The 18871-nt window shown below is 69.8% G+C and carries 17 protein-coding genes; 11 read left to right on the forward strand and 6 right to left on the reverse strand.

Annotated features, from left to right (window positions below; genetic code table 11):
• Positions 1-119: 119 nt before the first annotated feature.
• The 4 genes from ASG62_RS03090 to ASG62_RS03105 form a co-directional block, all read right to left on the reverse strand.
• Complete coding sequence (locus tag ASG62_RS03090; RefSeq protein ID WP_056698035.1) at positions 120-1217, reverse strand: ABC transporter ATP-binding protein; 1098 nt, start codon at positions 1215-1217, stop codon at positions 120-122.
• Between the two features lie 67 nt (positions 1218-1284).
• Complete coding sequence (locus tag ASG62_RS03095) at positions 1285-2475, reverse strand: ABC transporter substrate-binding protein (protein ID WP_056698039.1); 1191 nt, start codon at positions 2473-2475, stop codon at positions 1285-1287.
• 43 nt (positions 2476-2518) lie between these two features.
• Positions 2519-3325 carry an ABC transporter permease gene (locus tag ASG62_RS03100; protein ID WP_056698042.1) on the reverse strand — a complete coding sequence of 269 codons (807 nt, stop codon included), beginning with the start codon at positions 3323-3325 and terminating at the stop codon, positions 2519-2521.
• A 3-nt stretch (positions 3326-3328) separates the two neighbouring features.
• Positions 3329-4252, reverse strand: a complete 924-nt coding sequence (locus ASG62_RS03105; protein WP_082537423.1) for an ABC transporter permease — start codon at positions 4250-4252, stop codon at positions 3329-3331.
• A gap of 196 nt (positions 4253-4448) precedes the next feature.
• Between ASG62_RS03105 and ASG62_RS03110 the strand changes: the two genes are divergently transcribed.
• Positions 4449-5033, forward strand: a complete 585-nt coding sequence (locus tag ASG62_RS03110; RefSeq protein WP_056698047.1) for a helix-turn-helix domain-containing protein — start codon at positions 4449-4451, stop codon at positions 5031-5033.
• 92 nt (positions 5034-5125) lie between these two features.
• Here the strand turns inward: ASG62_RS03110 and ASG62_RS03115 are convergent, their stop codons facing one another.
• Together ASG62_RS03115 and ASG62_RS03120 are read right to left on the reverse strand one after the other, a co-directional pair.
• Complete coding sequence (locus ASG62_RS03115; RefSeq protein ID WP_056698050.1) at positions 5126-6418, reverse strand: NAD(P)/FAD-dependent oxidoreductase; 1293 nt, start codon at positions 6416-6418, stop codon at positions 5126-5128.
• Between the two features lie 99 nt (positions 6419-6517).
• Positions 6518-7459, reverse strand: coding sequence for a LysR substrate-binding domain-containing protein (locus ASG62_RS03120; RefSeq protein ID WP_056698054.1), 942 nt, complete (start codon positions 7457-7459; stop codon positions 6518-6520).
• Between the two features lie 115 nt (positions 7460-7574).
• Between ASG62_RS03120 and ASG62_RS03125 the strand changes: the two genes are divergently transcribed.
• The 10 genes from ASG62_RS03125 to ASG62_RS03170 all read left to right on the forward strand — a co-directional run bounded on the left by ASG62_RS03125 (position 7575) and on the right by ASG62_RS03170 (position 18867).
• Positions 7575-8279 (forward strand): HAD-IA family hydrolase, encoded by a 705-nt coding sequence (locus ASG62_RS03125; RefSeq protein ID WP_056698057.1) that lies wholly within the window; start codon positions 7575-7577, stop codon positions 8277-8279.
• A gap of 60 nt (positions 8280-8339) precedes the next feature.
• On the forward strand, positions 8340-10037 hold the full coding sequence (locus tag ASG62_RS03130; protein WP_056698060.1) for a GMC family oxidoreductase: 1698 nt from the start codon (positions 8340-8342) through the stop codon (positions 10035-10037).
• Between the two features lie 187 nt (positions 10038-10224).
• Entirely contained in the window at positions 10225-10986 is a 762-nt protein-coding gene (locus tag ASG62_RS03135) for an SDR family NAD(P)-dependent oxidoreductase (protein WP_056698516.1), read from the forward strand.
• A 260-nt stretch (positions 10987-11246) separates the two neighbouring features.
• Positions 11247-12422, forward strand: coding sequence for an ABC transporter ATP-binding protein (locus tag ASG62_RS03140; protein WP_056698063.1), 1176 nt, complete (start codon positions 11247-11249; stop codon positions 12420-12422).
• A 29-nt stretch (positions 12423-12451) separates the two neighbouring features.
• Complete coding sequence (locus ASG62_RS03145) at positions 12452-13564, forward strand: ABC transporter substrate-binding protein (RefSeq protein WP_056698066.1); 1113 nt, start codon at positions 12452-12454, stop codon at positions 13562-13564.
• A gap of 220 nt (positions 13565-13784) precedes the next feature.
• Positions 13785-14735, forward strand: a complete 951-nt coding sequence (locus tag ASG62_RS03150) for an ABC transporter permease (protein WP_056698519.1) — start codon at positions 13785-13787, stop codon at positions 14733-14735.
• The gene (locus ASG62_RS03155; RefSeq protein ID WP_056698068.1) at positions 14732-15532 is read left to right on the forward strand and encodes an ABC transporter permease; all 801 of its coding nucleotides are present in this window, start codon (positions 14732-14734) and stop codon (positions 15530-15532) included. The genes ASG62_RS03150 and ASG62_RS03155 overlap by 4 nt, the downstream gene beginning before the upstream one ends.
• 11 nt (positions 15533-15543) lie before the next feature.
• Positions 15544-16893 (forward strand): histidinol dehydrogenase, encoded by a 1350-nt coding sequence (gene hisD, locus ASG62_RS03160; protein WP_056698071.1) that lies wholly within the window; start codon positions 15544-15546, stop codon positions 16891-16893.
• A gap of 70 nt (positions 16894-16963) precedes the next feature.
• The gene (gene hutC / locus ASG62_RS03165; protein WP_056698074.1) at positions 16964-17695 is read left to right on the forward strand and encodes a histidine utilization repressor; all 732 of its coding nucleotides are present in this window, start codon (positions 16964-16966) and stop codon (positions 17693-17695) included.
• A complete protein-coding gene (locus ASG62_RS03170; protein WP_056698077.1) occupies positions 17692-18867 on the forward strand; it encodes an alpha-hydroxy acid oxidase in 1176 nt (391 codons plus the stop codon). Before hutC ends, ASG62_RS03170 begins: the two co-directional genes overlap by 4 nt.
• Positions 18868-18871 lie beyond the last annotated feature (4 nt).

The raw sequence follows: 18871 nt of genomic DNA on the forward strand, positions 1-18871 counted from the left end.
AAATCGGACGGGAATGCGGAGCGTGCCTCGGGGCGGGCGGGCGAGGTCGAACGCAGGGGCTGCGACGGCCCCGCTTTCGGCGGACGGCCGGGATCGCTCGAGCGCGATGGGCAGGCGTTTTACAGGAGCCGCGTATCGGCCACGGCCCATTCGACCGATGCCCGCTCGCCGGTTCGGAACACCGGCATGTCGGCACGATGAGGCTGCTTCACATGCAGCATCTGCCCGCCGACCTCGATTCCGTAGCGCGTCAGCTCGCCCATGAAGATCGCCTCGCGGACGAGGCCGTTCAGGCGGTTGATGCCGGGCTCGACGAGGCCGCCCGATGGCTCGATGCGCAGCTTCTCCGGCCGGATCATGCAGAGCGCCTCGTCGGAGGCCGGCGCGTCGCCGACGCGCGCGACGATCGTCTCGTCCCCGACGGCGACCCTCTGAAGGCCGTTTTCCCGACGGCCATCGGCGCGGCCGGACAACCAGTTGGCCTCGCCGATGAAGGAGGCGACGAAGCGGTTGCCGGGTTCGTCGTAGAGCGTCGTCGGCGGGCCGATCTGCTCGATCCGGCCGTGATTGAGGACGGCGATGCGGTCGGACATGGTCAGCGCCTCCCTCTGGTCGTGCGTGACATAGACGAAGGTGATGCCGAGCCGGTCGTGCAGACCCTTGATTTCCAGCTGCATCTGCTCGCGCAGCTGCTTGTCGAGCGCCGAAAGCGGCTCGTCCATCAGGAGCACCGGCGGGCCGAAGATGACGGCCCGGGCGATGGCGACGCGCTGCTGCTGTCCGCCGGAGAGCTGCTGGGGGAAGCGGGTCTCGTAGCCGGAAAGCTGCACGAGATCGAGCGTGCGGCGGACGCGCTCCTCCCGCTCGGCCCGGCCGACGCCCCGCTGCTTCAAGGAGAAGCCGACATTCTCCGCGATCGTCATATGCGGGAACAGCGCGTAGTTCTGGAACACCATGCCGACGCCGCGCCGCTCCGGCGGCAGGTCGGTCACGTCCCGCCCGCCGATCGAGATGCGCCCGCGCGTCGGGCGGTCGAAGCCGGCGATCATCATCAGGAGGGTGGACTTGCCGGAGCCCGAAGGCCCCAGCAGGCTGATGAACTCGCCGCCCCGGATGTCGAGATCGATCTTCTCGATGGCGACGAGCTTCATGTACTGGCGGCGGATGCCCGACAGAGCGATGGTCGCGCCAGTCGGGCCCTTGGTCGGGATCTGCATGGGTCGGGTCTTCCGTTCCGTTCAACCGGTGACGAACGTTCCGTTCATCCGAGGACGAACGAGACGTTCATCCGAGGACGAAGGCCTCCCAGCGCTTTAGGACCTCGTCGCGCTTGGTCGCCCAGTCCCGATCGTCGTAGACGATCATCTTGGCCTTGTTCTCGCTATAGGAGGGCAGGGTCTTCAGGATGTCGGCGGGGACGAGCGGCTCGGCCTTCCTGTTGATGAAGCCGTAGGGGATCAGCATCGAAAGGCGCGCCTGCTGCACGGGCATGCTCATGAAGGCGCAGAGCTTCATGGCGTTCTCGCGATTGGGCGCGCCCTTCAGCACGCACCAGCAGTCGTTGCGCAGCATCTGGTCCTGCCAGACGATCTCCAGGGGCGCGCCGGCCTTCACCGCGCTGTCGATGCGGCCGTTCCAGGCGGTGGCCATGACCACCTCGTCGTCGGCGAGCATCTGGGCGGGCATGGCGCCGGCCTCCCACCATTTCACGACGTCCGGCTTCAGCGTTCCGAGGCTCTTGAAGGCCCGGTCGAGATCCATTGGGTAGACGTCCTTCGGGGCGACGCCGTCCGCCATCAAGGCGATCTCGAGATCGGGCGTCAGGCCGCCGCTGCCCGACTGCATGGCGCGGGGCCCGGGAAAGGCCTCCCGGTTCCAGAGGTCGGCATTGTCCTTCGGCGCGGTGTCGAAGGCGTCCTTGCGATAGGCGTAGATCTGCGCATAGGGCAGCATGCGGTAGTAATGTTCGGTAAGATCGCCGGCGTCGATGTTCTCCCTGTCGAACTGGGAATAGTCCATCGCCTCGAAGTAGTCGCCCTTGCTCTGAAGGCTGAGAACCGAGCCCGGTTCGTTCTCGCACATGTCGTACTCGTAGTTGCCGGTATCGACCATCGCCTTGATCTTGGTCGTGTCCGGCCCCTCGCTCTCGATCACCTCGATGCCGGTGAGGCGCGTGAACGGCTCGAGATAGGCCTTGCGCTGCGCCTCCTGGAACGTGCCGCCATAGCCGCAGAACCGCACGCTGCCCGACCCCTTCAGCGCGTCGGGAACGGCGGTGATCTCCGGCAGCTCGGCATCGGCGGCGAGAGCGGGAAAGGCGAAGAGGCTCGTCATCTGCGTCGCGGCGAGGGCGGTGAGGCCGAACTTGCCCGCGGCCGCGATGAAGCGGCGGCGCGTGAGATCGGCCACATGCGGCGGCTGCGAGGAGAGGAGGGACAGAAGACCCTCGAAGGGATGGGGGGGGCGACGGGTCATCTGCGTTGTCCTTGGGCTCGAGGGGGAAGACGATCGGAAGGAGTCATGCGACCGGCCGGGTTCGCAGGCGCTGGGCGCGGCGGCGCAGGATCTCGGCGACGAGCATGAGAGTGACGGTGAGGAGGATGAGAAGGCTGGAGGCGGCGGCGATCGTCGGCTCGATCTGGAAGCGGATCTGGTCCCACATCCGGCGCGGCAGCGTGACGGCCGTCGAGCCCGACATGAAGAGGGCGACGATCAGCTCGTCGAAGGAGGTGACGAAGGCGAAGACCGCGCCCGCGAAGATGCCGGGCCGGATCAGCGGCAGCGTCACCTGCCGGAAGGCGCCGAGCGGCGAGGCGCCGAGATTGCGCGCGGCTTGTTCGAGCCGCGGATCGACGCCCGACAGCGCGGTGCCGACGGTGATGACGACGAATGGGACGGAGAGGCAGGTGTGCGCGACGAAGAGCGCGATCGGGCTGCCGACCATCTGGTACTGCGCATAGGCATAGTAGAGGCCGACCGCGACGATGATGCCGGGCACGATCACCGGCGACAGGATCAGCCCCGCCGCGAGGCGACGCCCGACGAAGCGCGAGCGCGTCAGGCCGACGGCCGCCGGCACGCCGAGAACCAGCGAGGCCAGCATCACGCTGAAGCCGATGCCGAGCGAGGTCAGCGCCGAGTTCGTCCAGGGCGCGCTGGCGAAGAAGGCCTCGTACCATTGCAGGGAGAAGCCGGGCGGCGGGAAGGTCAGGAACTTCGTGGAGGCGAAGGAGAGGACGAGCACGATCGCGACCGGCACGAGCAGGAAGGCGATCACCAGGGCGGAGAAGAGGCCGAGGGCGAGGGTCGAGAGACGTGGCACCATGCTCTATCGCCTCACGACGGGATTGAGCGGCACGAAGCGGGCGAAGACGGCGCAGACGGCGAGGACGATGGAGAGCAGGATGGCGGCCATGGCGGCGGCGGCCGGCCAGTCGAACTGGCGCACCCGGTTCTCGATCAGCATGGAGATCATCATGTCGGACGGGCCGCCGACGAGCGCGGGCGTGATGTAGAAGCCGATCGCGAGAGTGAAGACGAGAACGGTGCCGGCCGCGATGCCGGGACCTGACAGCGGCAGGATCACCTGCCGGAAGGCCGAGAGGGGGCTGGCGCCGAGGCCCTTGGCGGCGTCCATCAGCCGCCAGTCGAGCGAGCGCAGCGTCGAATAGAGCGGCAGGACCATGAAGGGCAGGAGGACGTGGACCATCGCGATCGTGACGGCGATGCGCGTGTTCAGAAGCTGCAGCGGCCGGTCGACGAAACCGAGGGCGATCAGCGCGTCGTTGACGAGGCCGCGCCGGCCGAGCAGCACCATCCAGGCATAGGTGCGCACGAGAATGCTGGTCCAGAACGGCACGAGCACCAGGACGAAGAGGATGTTCGCCGTTCCCTCGCCGAGCCGGGCCATGAAATAGGCGAGAGGATAGGCGAGGACGAGACAAAGCGACGTGGTGACGAGGCTGACCGAAGCCGTGATGCCGAGGACGCGCCAGAAGCTCCCGGTGAAGAGCACGGACTCGTAGGCCGACAGCCAGCCCTCCGGCCCCGAGAAGGAGCGCGACAGCATGCCGAGCACGGGAAAGGCGTAGAAGATCGCGAGGAAGGCGAGGAGCGGCAGGGCCAGGACGGCGGTGAAGTCCCAAGGCTCGCGGGGCAGGGCTCGAGCGCTCGCGGCTCCGGGCGGGTCGGAGGCGATCGCGGCCGGAAGGGCCGACCCGTCTTGGACGTCCAGGCGATGTCCTGGTAGCATCGATCGTCCTCGTTCTGCTGGAAAAACGGCCTTCGGCACCCTCTGCCCATCTCGTAGTCAAAGTGATACATGGGGGTTCGATTTTTGCAAGGACTGAAATTCGCAGTTTGAAATTTCAGTCCTTGCTCGCGAAAATGTCGGAGGGATCGAGCCTGTCTCGATCGGCCTCGATCGAACCGCCCGGTGAAAGCGCCCGATGGACGACATGACGACCGCGGATGCCGGCCTTCCCGAGGCTCCGACGCTGGGAGCCAAGCTGCGCATGCGCCGGCGTATCCAGCGCATGTCGCTGGAGCGGCTGGCCGAGAAGACCGGGCTTTCGACCGGCCTGCTCAGCCAGGTGGAGCGCGACATCAACGCGCCGTCGATCCGCTCCCTGAAGCTGATCTGCGAGGCGCTCGACGTGCCGCCGGCCTGGTTCTTCGAAGGCGCGGTCGCGGACACGCCCCACATCGTGCGTCAGTCCCAGCGGCGGCGCATCGATCTCAGCCAGCGCGGCATGATGAAGGAGCTCCTGTCGCCCGACACGGTGCCCGGCATTCAGATGATGCAGCTGACGATCCAGCCGGGCTCCAGCACGGGCGAGGAGGAATACGGCCTCGACGCCGCCGAATGCGGCACGGTTCTCTCCGGCCGCCTCGGCTTCCAGATCCAGGGACGGCGGCATGTCATCGAGACCGGCGACTCCTTCGCCTTTCCCGATGGCGCGCAGCATCGCTTCTGGTGCGAGGGCGACCGGCCCGTGACCGTGCTGATCGTGGTCGCGCCCGCGATCTATTGAAAGGCCGGCCCGGCGGCAGAGACGCTTCAAGCGCTCTCGCCCCGGTTTGGACTTGAAGCCGCCGAGAGCGGCCTGCCTCAAATTTACAGCCTCTAGACCCCGAGCCGGTCGCGCACCCGGCCGTAGACGATGCGCGCCTCGATGCCGACCCGGCGGAACGCATGGAAGGGGATCGGCTTCAGGCCCTGGCCGACCGGCAGGTCGATCGGCTCGCGGCCCTTTGAGGCGATGCGCCGGGCGATCAGCCGTCCCGCGACGGTCGCCATGGCGACGCCGCGCCCGTTATAGCCGAGCATGGTGTAGAGGCCGGGTTCGGGCTCGTTCAGATGGGGATAGTGATCGGTCGTCACCGCCACGCGCCCCGACCAGCGATAGGGCCAGTCCTGGCCCCGAAGCGCCGGAAACAGCCGCTCGGCATAGCGCAGGAGATGGTCGAAATCGGCCGGGCTCGTTTCCGGCCGCTGGGGCCCGCGCCCGCCCATCAGGAGGCGGCCGGCATCGTCGAGCCGGTAGTAGACCGTGTCCCAGCCGATCTCGTAGAGCGAGGACCTGCCCGGCATGATCGCCGCCCGGAGCGCCGGCGGCAGCGGCCCGGTCGCGGCGATCGCGCTGAAGACGGGAACGATCGTCTGCGCAAGGCCCGGCCAGAGATCGCCCGTATAGCCGTTGGTGCCGATGACGACGGTCTCGGCCGCGACCGATCCGCCCTTGGTGCGCACCAGCCAGCCGCCGCCGCTCCGCTCGACGGCGAGGGCCGGCGAGCGATCGTGGAGCTTCGCGCCGGCTTCGATCGCCGCCTTTGCGAGGCCTCTGGCATAGGAGAGCGGATTGAGATGGCCGCCGCGCCGGTCGAGGAGGGCGGAGCGGTAGCGGTCCGTGCCGGTGCGCGCGCGCGCGGCCTCGGCGCCAAGGAGGTCCACCGGCATGCCGCGCGCGCGGCACTGCTCGTAGAGCTTGGCGACCGCCGCCTCGGCCGGTGCCGTCACGGCGGCGCGCACGGTGCCCGTGCGGCTCGCCGCGCAGTCGATGCCGAGACGCTCGACGAGGGCGAAGACCTCGTCCGGCGCCGCGTAGGACAAAGCCACCATGCGCCGGCCGAGATCGCGGCCCCAATCGGCTTCCACCTCGTCGGGATCGGGTTTCAGGCCGGGATTGACCTGTCCGCCGTTGCGGCCCGAACAGCCGTGGCCGAGCGCCTCCGCCTCCACCAGCACGGCCCGGACGCCCGCTTCGGCCAGATGCAGCGCCGTGGAGAGGCCCGTATAGCCCCCGCCGACGATCGCGACCTCGGCCCGCGCCTCGCCCGACAGCGGTTCGGTCGGCGGCGGCGCCGTCGCGGATTCGAGATAGAGGTTCCGCGTAACGGTGGTCGCGTCGGGCGTCATGGGGAGCTCTGCAAGGCGCCCGCCGTCGCGGCGGGCAGGACGGCGCCGGGAGAAGCGCCGTCGCCATCATGTCTCAAATGAAAATCGGCGCAAGTTTTTTCACCGGCGCGCCCGGATGGACCGGGCGAGCCCGAGAGCCGGGTGCCGTGTGTCGATCGCCGCGATCTCGGCCGCCATTTCCGCGGCGATCCAATCGCGGACGGCCTCGACCGCGGGGCTCGCCGGCCGGGCCTTCAAGCGCACGAGCTGGCACGGCCGGCCGGTGACGCGAAGGCGTGGGGCAGCCGGCACGAGGGCGCCTTCGCGCAGCCAGTGGGCGACGACGTTCAGCCAGCCGAGCGCGACGCCCTGCCCGAGAAGCGCCGCCTGCACCACGATCGCGTAATCGGAAAAGGCGAGGGACTGCGCCGGGCGGATCGTTCCCGCGAGATCGCCGAGAAGGTCCGACAGGCCGGCCTCGCCGGAGAGATCGATCATCGCGCCGCCGCCGACCTCCGGGCCGTGGGCATCGCGATAGGCGGGACTGCAGACCGGCAGCACGACCTCCGGCGCCAGCAGCGTCACCTCGTGCGCCATGTCGAAGGCGTCGAAGCGCATGCCGAGATCCACGTCGTCGACCGGTCCCCGGGCGGGGCCGGGCAGGAGGCGGAAGTGGAGATCGATCTCCGGCAGCTCGGCCTGGAACCGCCCCATGCGCGGCATCAGCCAATGGGTGGTGAAGGCGGTGGAGACCGACAGCGTCACGCTGCGCTGGCCGCTCCGCCGGGCTTCGATCTCCGTCAGGGCGGCCTCGATGCCGGCGAAACTCTTGGTCAGGCCCGCAAAAAGCAGCGCCCCGCTGTCGGTCGGCGAACTCCCCGTCGCCGAGCGCAGGAGGAGACGCAGTCCGACATGGGCCTCCAGCCGCGCCACCATCCGGCTGACGGCGGCCGGCGTCACGTTCAGCTCGCGCGCCGCACCCGCAAAGCTCTTCAGCCGTACGCTCGCCTCGAAGGCGAGAAGCGCGTTCATCGAGGGCACGAGGCGGCGGAGCGAGGACATGACCTTTTGTAACGACCTCGCCGACAATTGCGCAATTGCGGTCGGGCACGGACCCGCGTCATCCTCTCTCCTCGACAGGCGCGCGAGGGTGCCGCCGAAGCTAAGGAGCAAGGTCATGGCATTCGAGCGTTTCAAGGTTCTCACCTTCGACGTCGTCGGCACGCTGATCGATTTCGAGAAGGGGGTGCTCGACAGCGTGCGCGGCCTCAATCCCGGCGCGTCGCTGACCGACGACGCCATCTTCGGCCCCTATGTCGAGGGCCGCGACCTCTATCCCGGCCGCTCGTCCGAGGCGATGGGGGACGTCTACAAGCACCTCGCGGAAAAGCTCGGGCTCGATGCCGGCGAGGGTGCGGCCGCGGCCTTCCAGGGGAAGATGCTCCGCCACCCCGCCTTCTCCGACTCGGTGGAGGCCCTGAAGCGGCTGCGGGCGCGCTTTCGCCTCGTCGCGATGACCAATGCCGACCGCGTGGCCTTTTCGAGCTACGCGCACACGCTCGGCTCGCCCTTCCACGATAGCGTGACGGCCGACGAGACGGGCGTGCCCAAGCCCGATCCGAGCTTCTTCTTCTACAATCTCGGCCGCCAGTCGGCCCATGGTTTCCGCCAGGAGGAAATCCTCCATGTCGCCCAGAGCCAGTATCACGACATCGGCGTCGCCCGGGACCTCGGCTACTCCGTCTGCTGGATTCAGCGCCGCATGGGCCAGGACGGCTTCGGCGGATCGCCCGTGCCGAAGACGGTGACGAAGCCGGACTTCCACTTCGCCACCCTGGCCGAACTCGCCGATGCGATCGACGCCGATCTCGGCCCCCGTTGACGAAGGAAGCCGAGCCCGCGCCCTTGCCCGAGCTCAAGCCCCAGGAAGTGTGACGAGGACATGCGACCGGACATCCTCATTCTCGGCGGCGGTTCGGCGGGCTGCGTTCTCGCCGCGCGCCTGTCGGAAGATCCCGACCGACGCGTCGTTCTCGTCGAGGCCGGGCGCGACATCTCGTCCGAGACCATGCCGCCGGAGATCCGCAGCCGTTATCCCGGGCGCGCCTATCTCGACGTCCGCAACATCTGGGCCGGGCTGACCGCCCGCATGGGCGCCTCTCCCGGCAATCGCGACGACCGGATGCCCCGGCGCTACGAGCAGGCGCGGCTTCTGGGCGGCGGCTCGGCGATCAATGCGCTGATGGCCAATCGCGGCGCGCCCGCCGACTACGACGAGTGGGAGGCGCTCGGCGCCGATGGCTGGGCCTGGGAGGACTGCCTCCCCTATTTCCGCAAGCTCGAGAGCGACCGCGACTTTGCGGGTCCTCTCCATGGAACGGACGGGCCGATCCTCGTGCGCCGGGCGCCGCCGGAGCGTCTGTCGCCCTTCGTGCAGCGCGTCATGCAGGTGCTCGATGCGCGCGGCCACCCCATCCGGCCCGACCAGAACGGCGACTGGGAGGACGGCACCTATGTCGGCGCCATCGCGGCCAGCGACGACGGCACCCGGATTCCGACATCGGTCGCCTATCTGACGTCGGCCGTGCGCGCCCGGCCGAACCTTTCCATCCGCACGGACCATCTCGTCGAGCGCATCCTCTTCGCGGGGAACCGGGCGGTCGGCGCGCGGATCGCGCCGACGGACGGAGGGCCCGCCGAGACGATCCTCGCCGGCGAGATCGTCGTCGCCTCTGGCGCGATCCACTCCCCGGCGCTGCTTTTGCGCAGCGGCGTCGGCCCCGGCGCGGACCTTGCCTGTCTCGGCATTCCCCTCGTCGCGGAGCGGCCGGGCGTCGGGCGCAATCTCATGGAGCATCCCTCGATCGCCGTCTCGGCCGTGCTCTCCAAGGCCGGGCGCACGCCCTGTCCGGACGAGCACCACGAACAGGCGATCTGGCGCTTCTCCTCCGGTCTCGCCGGAACGCCGTCCGGCGACATGCACGGGGCGATCCTGTCGCGCTCGGGCTGGCACTCGGTCGGCCTGCGGCTCGGCACGATCTTCTTCTGGGTGAACAAGTCCCATTCGCGCGGCGAGCTGGCGTTGGCCACGCCCGATCCGCGCGCCGAACCCGCCATCGACTTCCGCATGCTGTCCGACCCGCGCGACCGCGAGCGCTTGAAGCTCGCCGTGCGGCGCGGCGCGGAGGTGCTGCTCGACCCGGCCATGGCCGATCTCTGCCGTCACGTCTTCCCGACCAGCTATTCGCCGCGCGTCGCCCGCGTCGCCGTGTCCGGCCGATGGAACGCTTTGCAGCGCGGCGCCCTCAGCGCCTCGCTCGATCTGTCCGGCCCGCTCGTCGGAGCGCTGATAACGTCGGTCGTCACGCAAGGGCTAACGCTGGGCGCTCTGCTCGACGACGACGCCGCGCTCGACGACTTCGTCATGCGCTCCGTGGGTGGAACCTGGCATCCCTCCGGGACCTGCCGGATGGGCCGCGCGACCGACCGTCTCGCGGTGACGGACGCGCAAGGCCGCGTTCACGGAACGCAGGCGCTGCGGGTCTGCGACGCCTCGCTGATGCCCACGATCCCCCGCGCCAACACCAACGTGCCGACGATCATGATCGCCGAACGCATCGCGGACGTCATGCGGTCCTGATCGGAGGGGCCGTCGCATGCCTCTCCGGCTCGTCCGCGCCGGGCATCCGCGGATCGATCCGCCCGTGCCTGCCGGACCTTCTCGAAAGCGTCTGGTTTGTCGGCGTCGGCGCGCCGTGGCAGAAGCTGGGCGAAGCGGGGCGGGTGCCCGTGCGGGGTTCGGGGGCAGGATGCAGGCGAGCGAGGGGATGCGGCGGTTCGATCTGTCCGGCAGGGTCGTCTGGGTCACGGGGGCCAGCCGGGGGATCGGGGCCGCGCTCGCCGTCGCGCTGGCGCGAGGCGGGGCGTCGCTCGTTCTGGGGGCCCGCAGGATCGAGGATCTCGACGAGACGGCGCGAGCGGTCGCCGCGGCCGGTGCGGCGGTCCTGCCGGTCGCCCTCGACGTCACGAAGACGGCGAGCATCGAAGGCTCCGTTCGCCGGGCCACGGAGCGTTTCGGGCGCCTCGACGTGCTCGTCAACAATGCCGGCATCGAGGAGGTCCGCCCGAGCTTCGACGTCGACGAAGAGCTTTGGGACCGCATCCTCGACACCAATCTGAAGGGGGCCTTCTTCGCGGCGCAGGCGGCGGGAAGGGCCATGCGGGCGGGCGGCGGCGGCAGCATCGTCAACATCGCTTCGCTGACCTCGATGGTCGGCGTGCCGACCGCGGTCCCCTACGGCTCGTCGAAGTCGGGCCTTCTCGGCATGACGCGGGCGCTGGCGGCGGAATGGGCGCCCTTCGGCATCCGGGTGAACGCCATCGCGCCCGGCTATTTCCGCACGTCCATGACCGATACCTTCTACGAGAGCGGGGACTGGCAGGAGCGCATGCTGGGGCGCATTCCCATGAACCGCTTCGGCGAGCTGGACGATCTGGCGGGCGCCGCGCAGTTTCTGGCGAGCGATGCCTCCGCCTACATGACAGGACAGTGCATCGCGATCGACGGCGGATTTCTCGCCTCCATCTGATGCCCGCCACCGTGGCCAAGGCCGCTGATATCCCGCGCCGCGCCTCGACAGGCTCGGGAGGCGCTGCGGCGGCCGATGCCGCCGTCCTGCCATGACCTTCGACAAGTCGAGGTCGGGGCCACCCCCGCTCTCGAGCGTTCGCCCCACTGCCTGAAATTGAGGCTTGCGCTCCGGGTGCAGCTCGATCAAGCATGTTGTATGGACTTGTATGAGCCTGACATGATGACCGAGGCCTCCGCCTCCTGCAGGGGGCCGCGCCGATGAGCGCGGCGGGGCGGCCGATCGCGGCGACGGCCGGGCAGGCGGCACCTCGCGCCGAGCCCGCCGTGTCCGTTCGCGATGTCGCGATGGTGTTTTCCGGTCAGGCCGCCGTCGCGGATGCGTCCTTCGATCTGGCGCCCGGCCGGTTCCTGACGATCCTCGGCCCGTCCGGCTCCGGCAAGACGACGCTGCTCCGCATGATCGCAGGGTTCCAGCAGCCGACGCGCGGCGAGATCGCGATCAACGGGCGCCCCGTCTCGGCCGTGCCGCCGCACAAGCGCCGGGTCGGCATGGTCTTCCAGAAGCTCGCCCTCTTTCCGCACATGACGGCGGCCGAGAACGTCGCCTTTCCGTTGAAGATGCGGCGCTTCGATGCGCGGGAGATCCCGGCGCGCGTCCGGCGCTATCTCGACCTCGTCCATCTCGGCCCCTTCGCCGACCGTCGCATTCACGAACTGTCCGGCGGCCAGCAGCAGCGCGTGGCGATCGCGCGGGCGCTCGTCTTCGAGCCCGATCTCCTTCTCCTCGACGAGCCGCTCGCCGCCCTCGACCGCAAGCTGCGCGAGGAGATGCAGCTGGAGTTTCGGCGCATCCAGAAGGAACTCGGCATCACCACGATCAACGTCACGCACGACCAGCGGGAAGCGCTCGTCGTGTCCGACGAGGTGATCGTGATGGAGGGCGGGCGCATCCAGCAGATGGCCGATCCGATGTCGGCCTATCGCGAGCCGGCCAATGCCTTCGTCGCCGGCTTCATCGGCGTCACGAACCGGATCGGAGGAACGCTGTCGGAGGCCGCCGGCGAGGCGGTGACGATCGAGGCGGTCTTCGGCCCCTGCCGAGGCCGCTGGTCGGGCTCGGCCGGCCGGCCCCCGCGCGCGGGCGAGGCCGTCACCGGCATGCTCCGCGCCGAACAGATCCGCGTCGCGGCGCCGGGCGCCGAGGGGCCGGCGGGGCTCCAGACCGCCGGGCTCGATACGCAGTGCCTCGCCGAGATCGTCGACGTCATCTTCGAGGGCGAGCGCGTCGTCTACGAGGCGCGGCTCGCCGGCGGGGCCGACACGATCCTGCGCGTCTTCGACCACGATCCCGTCGGCCATGCCGTCCAGCCCGTCGGCGCCGCCGTGCGGCTCGGCTGGAATCGCCGGGACCTCATCGTCTTTCCGAACGACTGACCGCCATCCCCGAAGAGGAGCCACGCCCCATGCCGGACACGACATCCTTCCTCGAACTCTCCCGCCGCAGCTTCCTGCAGGGGGCCGCCGCCGCGGGCTCCTTCGGGGCGGCCTCCGCGCTGGGACTGCGCGCGGCTTTCGCAGAGGAGCCGGAAAAGCCGGCGGAGATCATCGTGCGCGCCTGGGGCGGGTCCTGGGTCGAGGCGCTGAAGGCCGGCGTGTCCGATCCCTTCACCAAGGCGACCGGCATCGCGGTGCGCCACGATCTGACCGAAGACAACGAGATCCAGCCGAAGGTCTGGGCCGCCGTCGCCCAGAAGCGCGTGCCGCCGATCCACATCAACTGGGACACGACGACCAACGCGACGAAGTCCGCCCTTCGCGGCGTCACCGAGGATCTCTCGGACCTGCCGAACCTTGCCGCCGTCACCGATCTCGCCAAGCCCGTCGGGCTCGACGGCTATCCGATCGTCAACACCTACGGCTACGTCTACGTCCTCGCCTACCGCCCCTCCGCCTTCCCCGAGGGCGCGCCGACCTCCTGGAAGGCGCTGCTCGACCCGAAGTTCAAGGGCCGCATCGCGCTCTACAACGACGGGATCGGCTTCCACTTCCCGGCCCAGGTCGCCGGCGGCGGCAAGCTGGAGGACATTCCGGGCAACATGCAGCCGGCCTGGGACTTCATCGCCAAGGTCAAGGAGCAGCAGCCGCTGCTCGGCGAGGACCCGGATTTCACGACCTGGTTCCAGAACGGCGAGATCGACCTCGCCTGCACCATCTCGACCAATGCGCGCGAGGCCAAGAAGAACGGCATCGACGTCGCCTGGACCGTGCCGGAAGAGGGCGCGAAGTTCGACACGGACGGGCTCTGGATTCCCAAGGGCCTGCCCGAGAACGAGCTCTACTGGGCCAAGAAATACATCGACATGGCCATCACCAAGGACGGCCAGCAGGTCTGGCTGGACGGCCTCGGCCTGCCCGGCGTCGTGCCGGGCCTGACCCCGCCCGCCGACCTTGCGGGCGACCCGTCCTATCCGACCAAGCCCGAGGACTTCCAGCACCTCATCCGCATCTCCTCCAAGGTGCAGGTCGAGAACGAGGCCGAGTGGTTCGGCAAGTTCAAGGCCATCATGCAGGGGTGAGACCAGCCGCGACGGCGACGCGCCTTCTTCTCCCCTGCGGGGAGAAGGTCGCGGCAGCGGGATGAGGGGGGCGGCACAGCCGCCTCGGCGCGGCGTCGCTGCCGCCGCGACCTTCATCCGCCCCTCATCCGGCTGGCGCTTCGCGCCATCCACCTTCTCCCCGCGGGGGAGAAAAATGGCGGCCTGCCGCCACCGCCCATTCCCTTGGATGAAAAGCATCATGCCCCTTCGGCCCTCCCGCTCCGCCTATCCCCTGTCCTGGCGCATCCTCGACGCGCTGGAGGCGGGCGGGCGGGCGGTCTGGCCGGCGCGGTTCGCCAGGGGGGTGCCCTGGCTCATGCTGGCGCCCGCGATCCTCCTCGTCGGGCTGCTCGTCGCCAGCCTTGCCGAGATCGCCGATGCGAGCCTTCGCACGCTCGACACGGCGACCTTCCTGCCTTCCGCGGACCGGTCGCTCGCGAACTATGCGAGGGCCTTTTCCGAGCCGGTCGTGCTGGCGGTGGGCCTGCGCAGCTTCGGCGGGGCGCTTCTCGTCACCCTCGCGACGCTGATCCTCGCCTTTCCCTATGCCTATGCCATGGTGCGGACCCCGTCGGCCGCCTGGCGCAAGACGCTTCTGATCGCGCTGTTCCTGCCCTTCTTCATCGGGCAGGTCGTGCGCGCCTATGGCTGGCTCATCCTTCTCGGCAACCAGGGCCTCGCCAACGAGATGCTCGGCCTCGTCGGCCTCGGGCCCTACCGGCTGCTCTTCAACTACTGGGCCGTGCTCTTCGGCCTGACGCAATACATGCTGCCCTTCGCCGTGCTCATGCTGGCGCCCGCGCTCTCGGCCATTCCCGAAGAGGTCGAGGCCGCCGCGGGATCGCTCGGCGCCAACTGGGGGCGCACCTTCCTCCATGTCGTGTTTCCCATGGCGAGGCCCGGCTTCGTCGGCGCCGGTCTCGTCGTGCTGACGCTGACGCTGACGGACTTCGCCATCCCCGCCATTCTCGGCGGCGGCGGGCAGGACTTCATCGCGAACGCCATCTACGACCAATTCTTCCGCACCTCCGACCAGGGCATGGGCGCGACGCTGACCCTCCTTCTCGTTCTCGTCGGCTCGACGCTGGTCGGCCTCGTCTTCGCCCTCTTCGGCGCCGGAACGCTCGCGCTGCGGGGGCCGGGCAAATGAGGGAATCGCGCGGCAAGCGGCTGACGATCGGGACGCTCGTCGCCGTCTCGCTCCTGATCCTTTCGGCTCCGACGCTCGTCGTCCTCGGCGCCTCCTTCACGGCCGGCAACATCATCGCCTTCCCGCCGGACGGGCTCTCCCTGAAATGGTACGCCAAGGTCGCGGGCGCGAGCGATCTGCGCCAGGCCTTCTGGCGCTCGCTCCAGGTCGCGCTGATCTGCACCGCCATCGCCGTCCCGGCGGGCACGCTCGCGGGCCTTGCGCTCGCCAAGCACCGCGTGCGCTTTTCGAGCGCGCTGCAGGTCTACCTGCTCCTGCCCTTCACCATTCCGCTGATCGGCTCGGGCATCGGGCTGATGCTCGTCTTCGGGGAGGCGGGCGTTCTCGGCTCGCTCTGGCCGGTGGGTCTGGCGGCCTGCGTGATCAACCTGCCCTTCATGATCTGGGCGGTGACGGCGAGCGCGGGCTCGCTCGACCCGGACTTGGAACTGGCCGCTGCAAGCTGCGGCGCGCCGCCGCTCCAGGCCTTCCTTCTCGTCACCGTGCCGGCCGTCGCGCCCGGCATCATCACGGGCTCGCTCCTCATGTTCATCCTGGCGCTGAACGAGTTCCTGGTCAGCCTCCTCCTCGTCGACGCGCGCACGGTGACGCTGCCGGTCCAGATCTACAATTCCATCCGCTCCATCATCACGCCCGACCTCGCCGCGATCTCGGTCGTCTTCATCGCCTGCGCGGCGCTCGCCATCCTCGCCCTCGATCGCCTCGTCGGCCTCGACATCTTCCTGAAATCGAAGTGACGGCTCCTCCCATGTCCCCTCAGACGTCCTCTCAGACCTGCTCCTTCCACGATCTCGCCGACCTCGACGCCGCGGGCCGCGCGCGCCTGCTGCGCCGGTCGGAGACGGACCTTTCCGCCTTCGTCGAGAAGGTCCGGCCGATCATCGAGGCCGTGCGCACCGAGGGCGACGCGGCGCTCCTGCGCTTTGCGCGCGCGTTCGACGGCGCGGCCGTTCCGCCCGGCGGGCTCCGGGCGAGCGAGGCCGAGTTCGACGCCGCCTTCGCCGCCGTCGAGCCGGAGGTGGTGGAGTCCATCCGCTTCGGCATCGACAACATCCGCCGCTTCCACGAGGAGCAGAAGCCCGAGCCCATGTGGTTCAAGGAGATGCGGCCCGGCGCCTTCGCGGGCGACCGCTGGACGCCGATCCAGTCCGCCGCGCTCTACGTGCCGCGCGGCAAGGGCGCCTTTCCCTCCGTCACGATGATGACGAGCGTGCCGGCCGTCGTCGCGGGCGTGCCCGACCTCTGCATCCTGACGCCGCCCACCGCCGACGGCTCGGTCGATGCCGCGACGCTCGTCGCCGCGCGCATCGCCGGCGTCGAGACGGTCTACAAGGTCGGCGGCGCGCAGGCCGTGGCGGCGGCCGCCTACGGCACCGAGACCATCGGGCGGAAGATCAAGATCGTCGGCCCCGGCTCGCCCTTCGTCGTCGCGGCGAAGAGCCTCCTCTCAGGCGTGCTCGACACCGGGCTTCCCGCCGGCCCGTCCGAGGCGGTCATCTTCGCGGACGAGACGGTCGACGGCGCGCTCGCCGCGCTCGACCTCCTGATCGAGGCCGAGCACGGGCCGGACAGTTCCGCCTATCTCGTCACCCACGACCGGCGCGTCGCGGAGGAGGCGATGGCCGCGCTTCCCGGACACTGGGCCCGCATGACCGAGCAGCGCACCGCCTTCTCGAAGGCGGTGCTGACCGGCGCCTATGGCGGCATCGTCCTCACCGCTTCGCTGGAGGAGAGCTACCGCTTCATCAACGACTACGCGCCGGAGCATCTGGAGATCCTCTCCACCGAGCCCTTCCGCCATCTCGGGCGGATCACCGAGGCGGCCGAGATCCTGATGGGGCCGCACACGCCCGTGACGCTCGGCAATTTCGTGCTCGGCCCGAACGCCGTCCTGCCGACGAGCCGCTGGGCGCGCACCTACGGGCCGCTGTCGGTGACCGATTTCCTGAAGCGCTCCTCGATCGGCTACGTCACCTCGACCGGCTATCCCGAGCTCGCCCTCCATGCCCGGCGCCTCGCGCGCTACGAGGGCTTCTCCTCGCACGAGAACGCGGTGTCGGAGGTTCGCGACGAGATTCTCGCACGGCCCCGCCGATGAGATCCGCGCGGCTCGCGCGGGGCGGGGCCGAAAGGCTCGATCCCGTCACGGGGACGGACGGGGGTGGCGCATGACGGCGCTGCCGGAGGCGGCTTCCCCGCTCTACGAGCGGGTCAAGCACTACATCCTCGGCCATATCGAGGCCGGCCGCTGGGCGCGCGACCAGCGCCTGCCCTCCGAGAACGATCTCGTCCAGGCGCTCGGCGTCTCGCGCATGACGGTCAACCGGGCGATGACGGAGCTGACGCGCGAGGGCGTGCTGAAGCGGGTCCAGGGCGTCGGCACCTTCGTCGCCGCGCCGCGGCCGCGCTCGGCCCTCGTCGAGGTGGCGAACATCCCGGCCGAGATCGGGGCGCGGGGACACCGCCACCGCGCGCTCGTCCTGACGCTGGAGCGCGTCGTGCCGCCCGCGGAGATCCTCGCCTCCTTCGAGTTCGAGCGGCCGCGCGAGGTCTTCCATTCGCAGATCGTGCATTACGAGGACGAGGTGCCCGTGCAGTTCGAGGAGCGCTACGTCAATGCCGACCTCGCGCCCCACTACGACCGGCAGGACTTCTCCCGCATCTCGACGCTCGACTATCTCCAGAGCGTGACGGCGCTGACCGAGATCGAGCACGTCGTCTCCGCGATCGCGGCGGATGCCGAGACCGGGCGCCATCTCGGCGTCGAGCTCGGCGAGCCCTGCCTTCTCCTCCACCGGCGGACCTGGACCGGCCCGCGCGTCGCCACCGTCAACCGCCTTCTCTATGCGGGCAGCCGCCATTCGCTCGGCAGCCGCTACAAGCCGACGAGCGCGCCATGAGCCCGACCTTCGCCAATGTCGAGGATGCCCGCCGCATCGCGCGCCGCCGGCTGCCGACGATCTTCTTCGACTATATCGACGGCGGCTCGTCGGCCGAGACGACGCTTCGGGCCAATACCGGCGATTTCTCGCGCCTCCGGCTGCACCAGCGCGTTCTCGCCGGCCTCGAGCCCCGCGATCTCTCCAGCCAATTCCTCGGGCAGCGCCATCCCTTGCCCTTCATGCTGGGGCCGGTCGGCTTTCTCGGCCTCTTCGCCGGCGGCGGCGAGATCCTCGCCGCGCGCGCGGCCCATGCGGCGGGCATTCCCTCCTGCCTCTCCAACTTCTCGATCGCCTCGCTCGACGATGTCAGGCGCGCCGGATGCGCTGGGCCCCTGCACTTCCAGCTCTACGTCCTGAAGGACCGGGGCCTTGCCGAGGCGTTTCTCGCGGCGGCCGAGCATGCGGGCGTCGAGACGCTGCATCTGACGGTCGACACCGCCGTCACCGGCATCCGCGAGCGCGACGCCCGCAACGGCTTTCGCGCCGCGACCCGCATCGGGCCGCGAATGGGTCTCGGCTTCGCCCTCCGGCCGGCCTGGGCGCTCGACATGCTGCGGGCGGGAAAACCCGGCGTCGGCGCGGTGCGCGGGCGGACCGAGTTCGGCGCCAACATCCTCGCGCAGGCCGGCACGCTGTCGCGCCTCATCGATCCCGCGCTCTCCTGGGCCGATGTCGACTGGCTGCGCGAGCGCTGGACCGGGCGGCTGACGATCAAGGGCATCCTGCATCCGCAGGACGCACGGCTGGCGAAGCGCGCCGGCGTCGATGCGATCGTCGTGTCCAACCATGGCGGCCGCCAGCTCGACGGCGCGCCCTCCACCATCGGCGCGCTTCCCGGCATCGTGGAGGCGGGGGAGGGCCTGGAGGTTCTCCTCGACGGCGGCGTCCGGCGCGGAACGGACATCGTCAAGGCGCTCGCCCTCGGCGCCTCCGGCGTCCTCCTCGGCCGCGCCTATGCCTGGGGCATCGCCGCCGGCGGCGAGGCGGGCGCCGCCCGCGTCATCGCGCTTCTGAAGGAGGAGATCCACGTCACGCTGGCGCTGATGGGCCTGTCGTCGATCGACGCGCTGAAACGGCTCGGCCGCGATGCGCTGGTCCCGGCCGACGACCCGGCTTTCGCCCCGCGTTGAGCCG

The organism is Aureimonas sp. Leaf427, from assembly GCF_001425485.1.
Taxonomy (GTDB): domain Bacteria; phylum Pseudomonadota; class Alphaproteobacteria; order Rhizobiales; family Rhizobiaceae; genus Plantimonas.

Excerpts from the sequence above, each read along its gene's own strand:
- ASG62_RS03090 (WP_056698035.1), bottom strand. The coding sequence starts at position 1,217 with ATGCAGATCCCGACCAAGGGCCCGACTGGCGCGACCATCGCTCTGTCG.
- ASG62_RS03095 (WP_056698039.1), bottom strand. The coding sequence starts at position 2,475 with ATGACCCGTCGCCCCCCCCATCCCTTCGAGGGTCTTCTGTCCCTCCTC.
- ASG62_RS03100 (WP_056698042.1), bottom strand. The coding sequence starts at position 3,325 with ATGGTGCCACGTCTCTCGACCCTCGCCCTCGGCCTCTTCTCCGCCCTG.
- ASG62_RS03105 (WP_082537423.1), bottom strand. The coding sequence starts at position 4,252 with ATGCTACCAGGACATCGCCTGGACGTCCAAGACGGGTCGGCCCTTCCG.
- ASG62_RS03110 (WP_056698047.1), top strand. The coding sequence starts at position 4,449 with ATGGACGACATGACGACCGCGGATGCCGGCCTTCCCGAGGCTCCGACG.
- ASG62_RS03115 (WP_056698050.1), bottom strand. The coding sequence starts at position 6,418 with ATGACGCCCGACGCGACCACCGTTACGCGGAACCTCTATCTCGAATCC.
- ASG62_RS03120 (WP_056698054.1), bottom strand. The coding sequence starts at position 7,459 with ATGTCCTCGCTCCGCCGCCTCGTGCCCTCGATGAACGCGCTTCTCGCC.
- ASG62_RS03125 (WP_056698057.1), top strand. The coding sequence starts at position 7,575 with ATGGCATTCGAGCGTTTCAAGGTTCTCACCTTCGACGTCGTCGGCACG.
- ASG62_RS03130 (WP_056698060.1), top strand. The coding sequence starts at position 8,340 with ATGCGACCGGACATCCTCATTCTCGGCGGCGGTTCGGCGGGCTGCGTT.
- ASG62_RS03135 (WP_056698516.1), top strand. The coding sequence starts at position 10,225 with ATGCGGCGGTTCGATCTGTCCGGCAGGGTCGTCTGGGTCACGGGGGCC.
- ASG62_RS03140 (WP_056698063.1), top strand. The coding sequence starts at position 11,247 with ATGAGCGCGGCGGGGCGGCCGATCGCGGCGACGGCCGGGCAGGCGGCA.
- ASG62_RS03145 (WP_056698066.1), top strand. The coding sequence starts at position 12,452 with ATGCCGGACACGACATCCTTCCTCGAACTCTCCCGCCGCAGCTTCCTG.
- ASG62_RS03150 (WP_056698519.1), top strand. The coding sequence starts at position 13,785 with ATGCCCCTTCGGCCCTCCCGCTCCGCCTATCCCCTGTCCTGGCGCATC.
- ASG62_RS03155 (WP_056698068.1), top strand. The coding sequence starts at position 14,732 with ATGAGGGAATCGCGCGGCAAGCGGCTGACGATCGGGACGCTCGTCGCC.
- hisD (WP_056698071.1), top strand. The coding sequence starts at position 15,544 with ATGTCCCCTCAGACGTCCTCTCAGACCTGCTCCTTCCACGATCTCGCC.
- hutC (WP_056698074.1), top strand. The coding sequence starts at position 16,964 with ATGACGGCGCTGCCGGAGGCGGCTTCCCCGCTCTACGAGCGGGTCAAG.
- ASG62_RS03170 (WP_056698077.1), top strand. The coding sequence starts at position 17,692 with ATGAGCCCGACCTTCGCCAATGTCGAGGATGCCCGCCGCATCGCGCGC.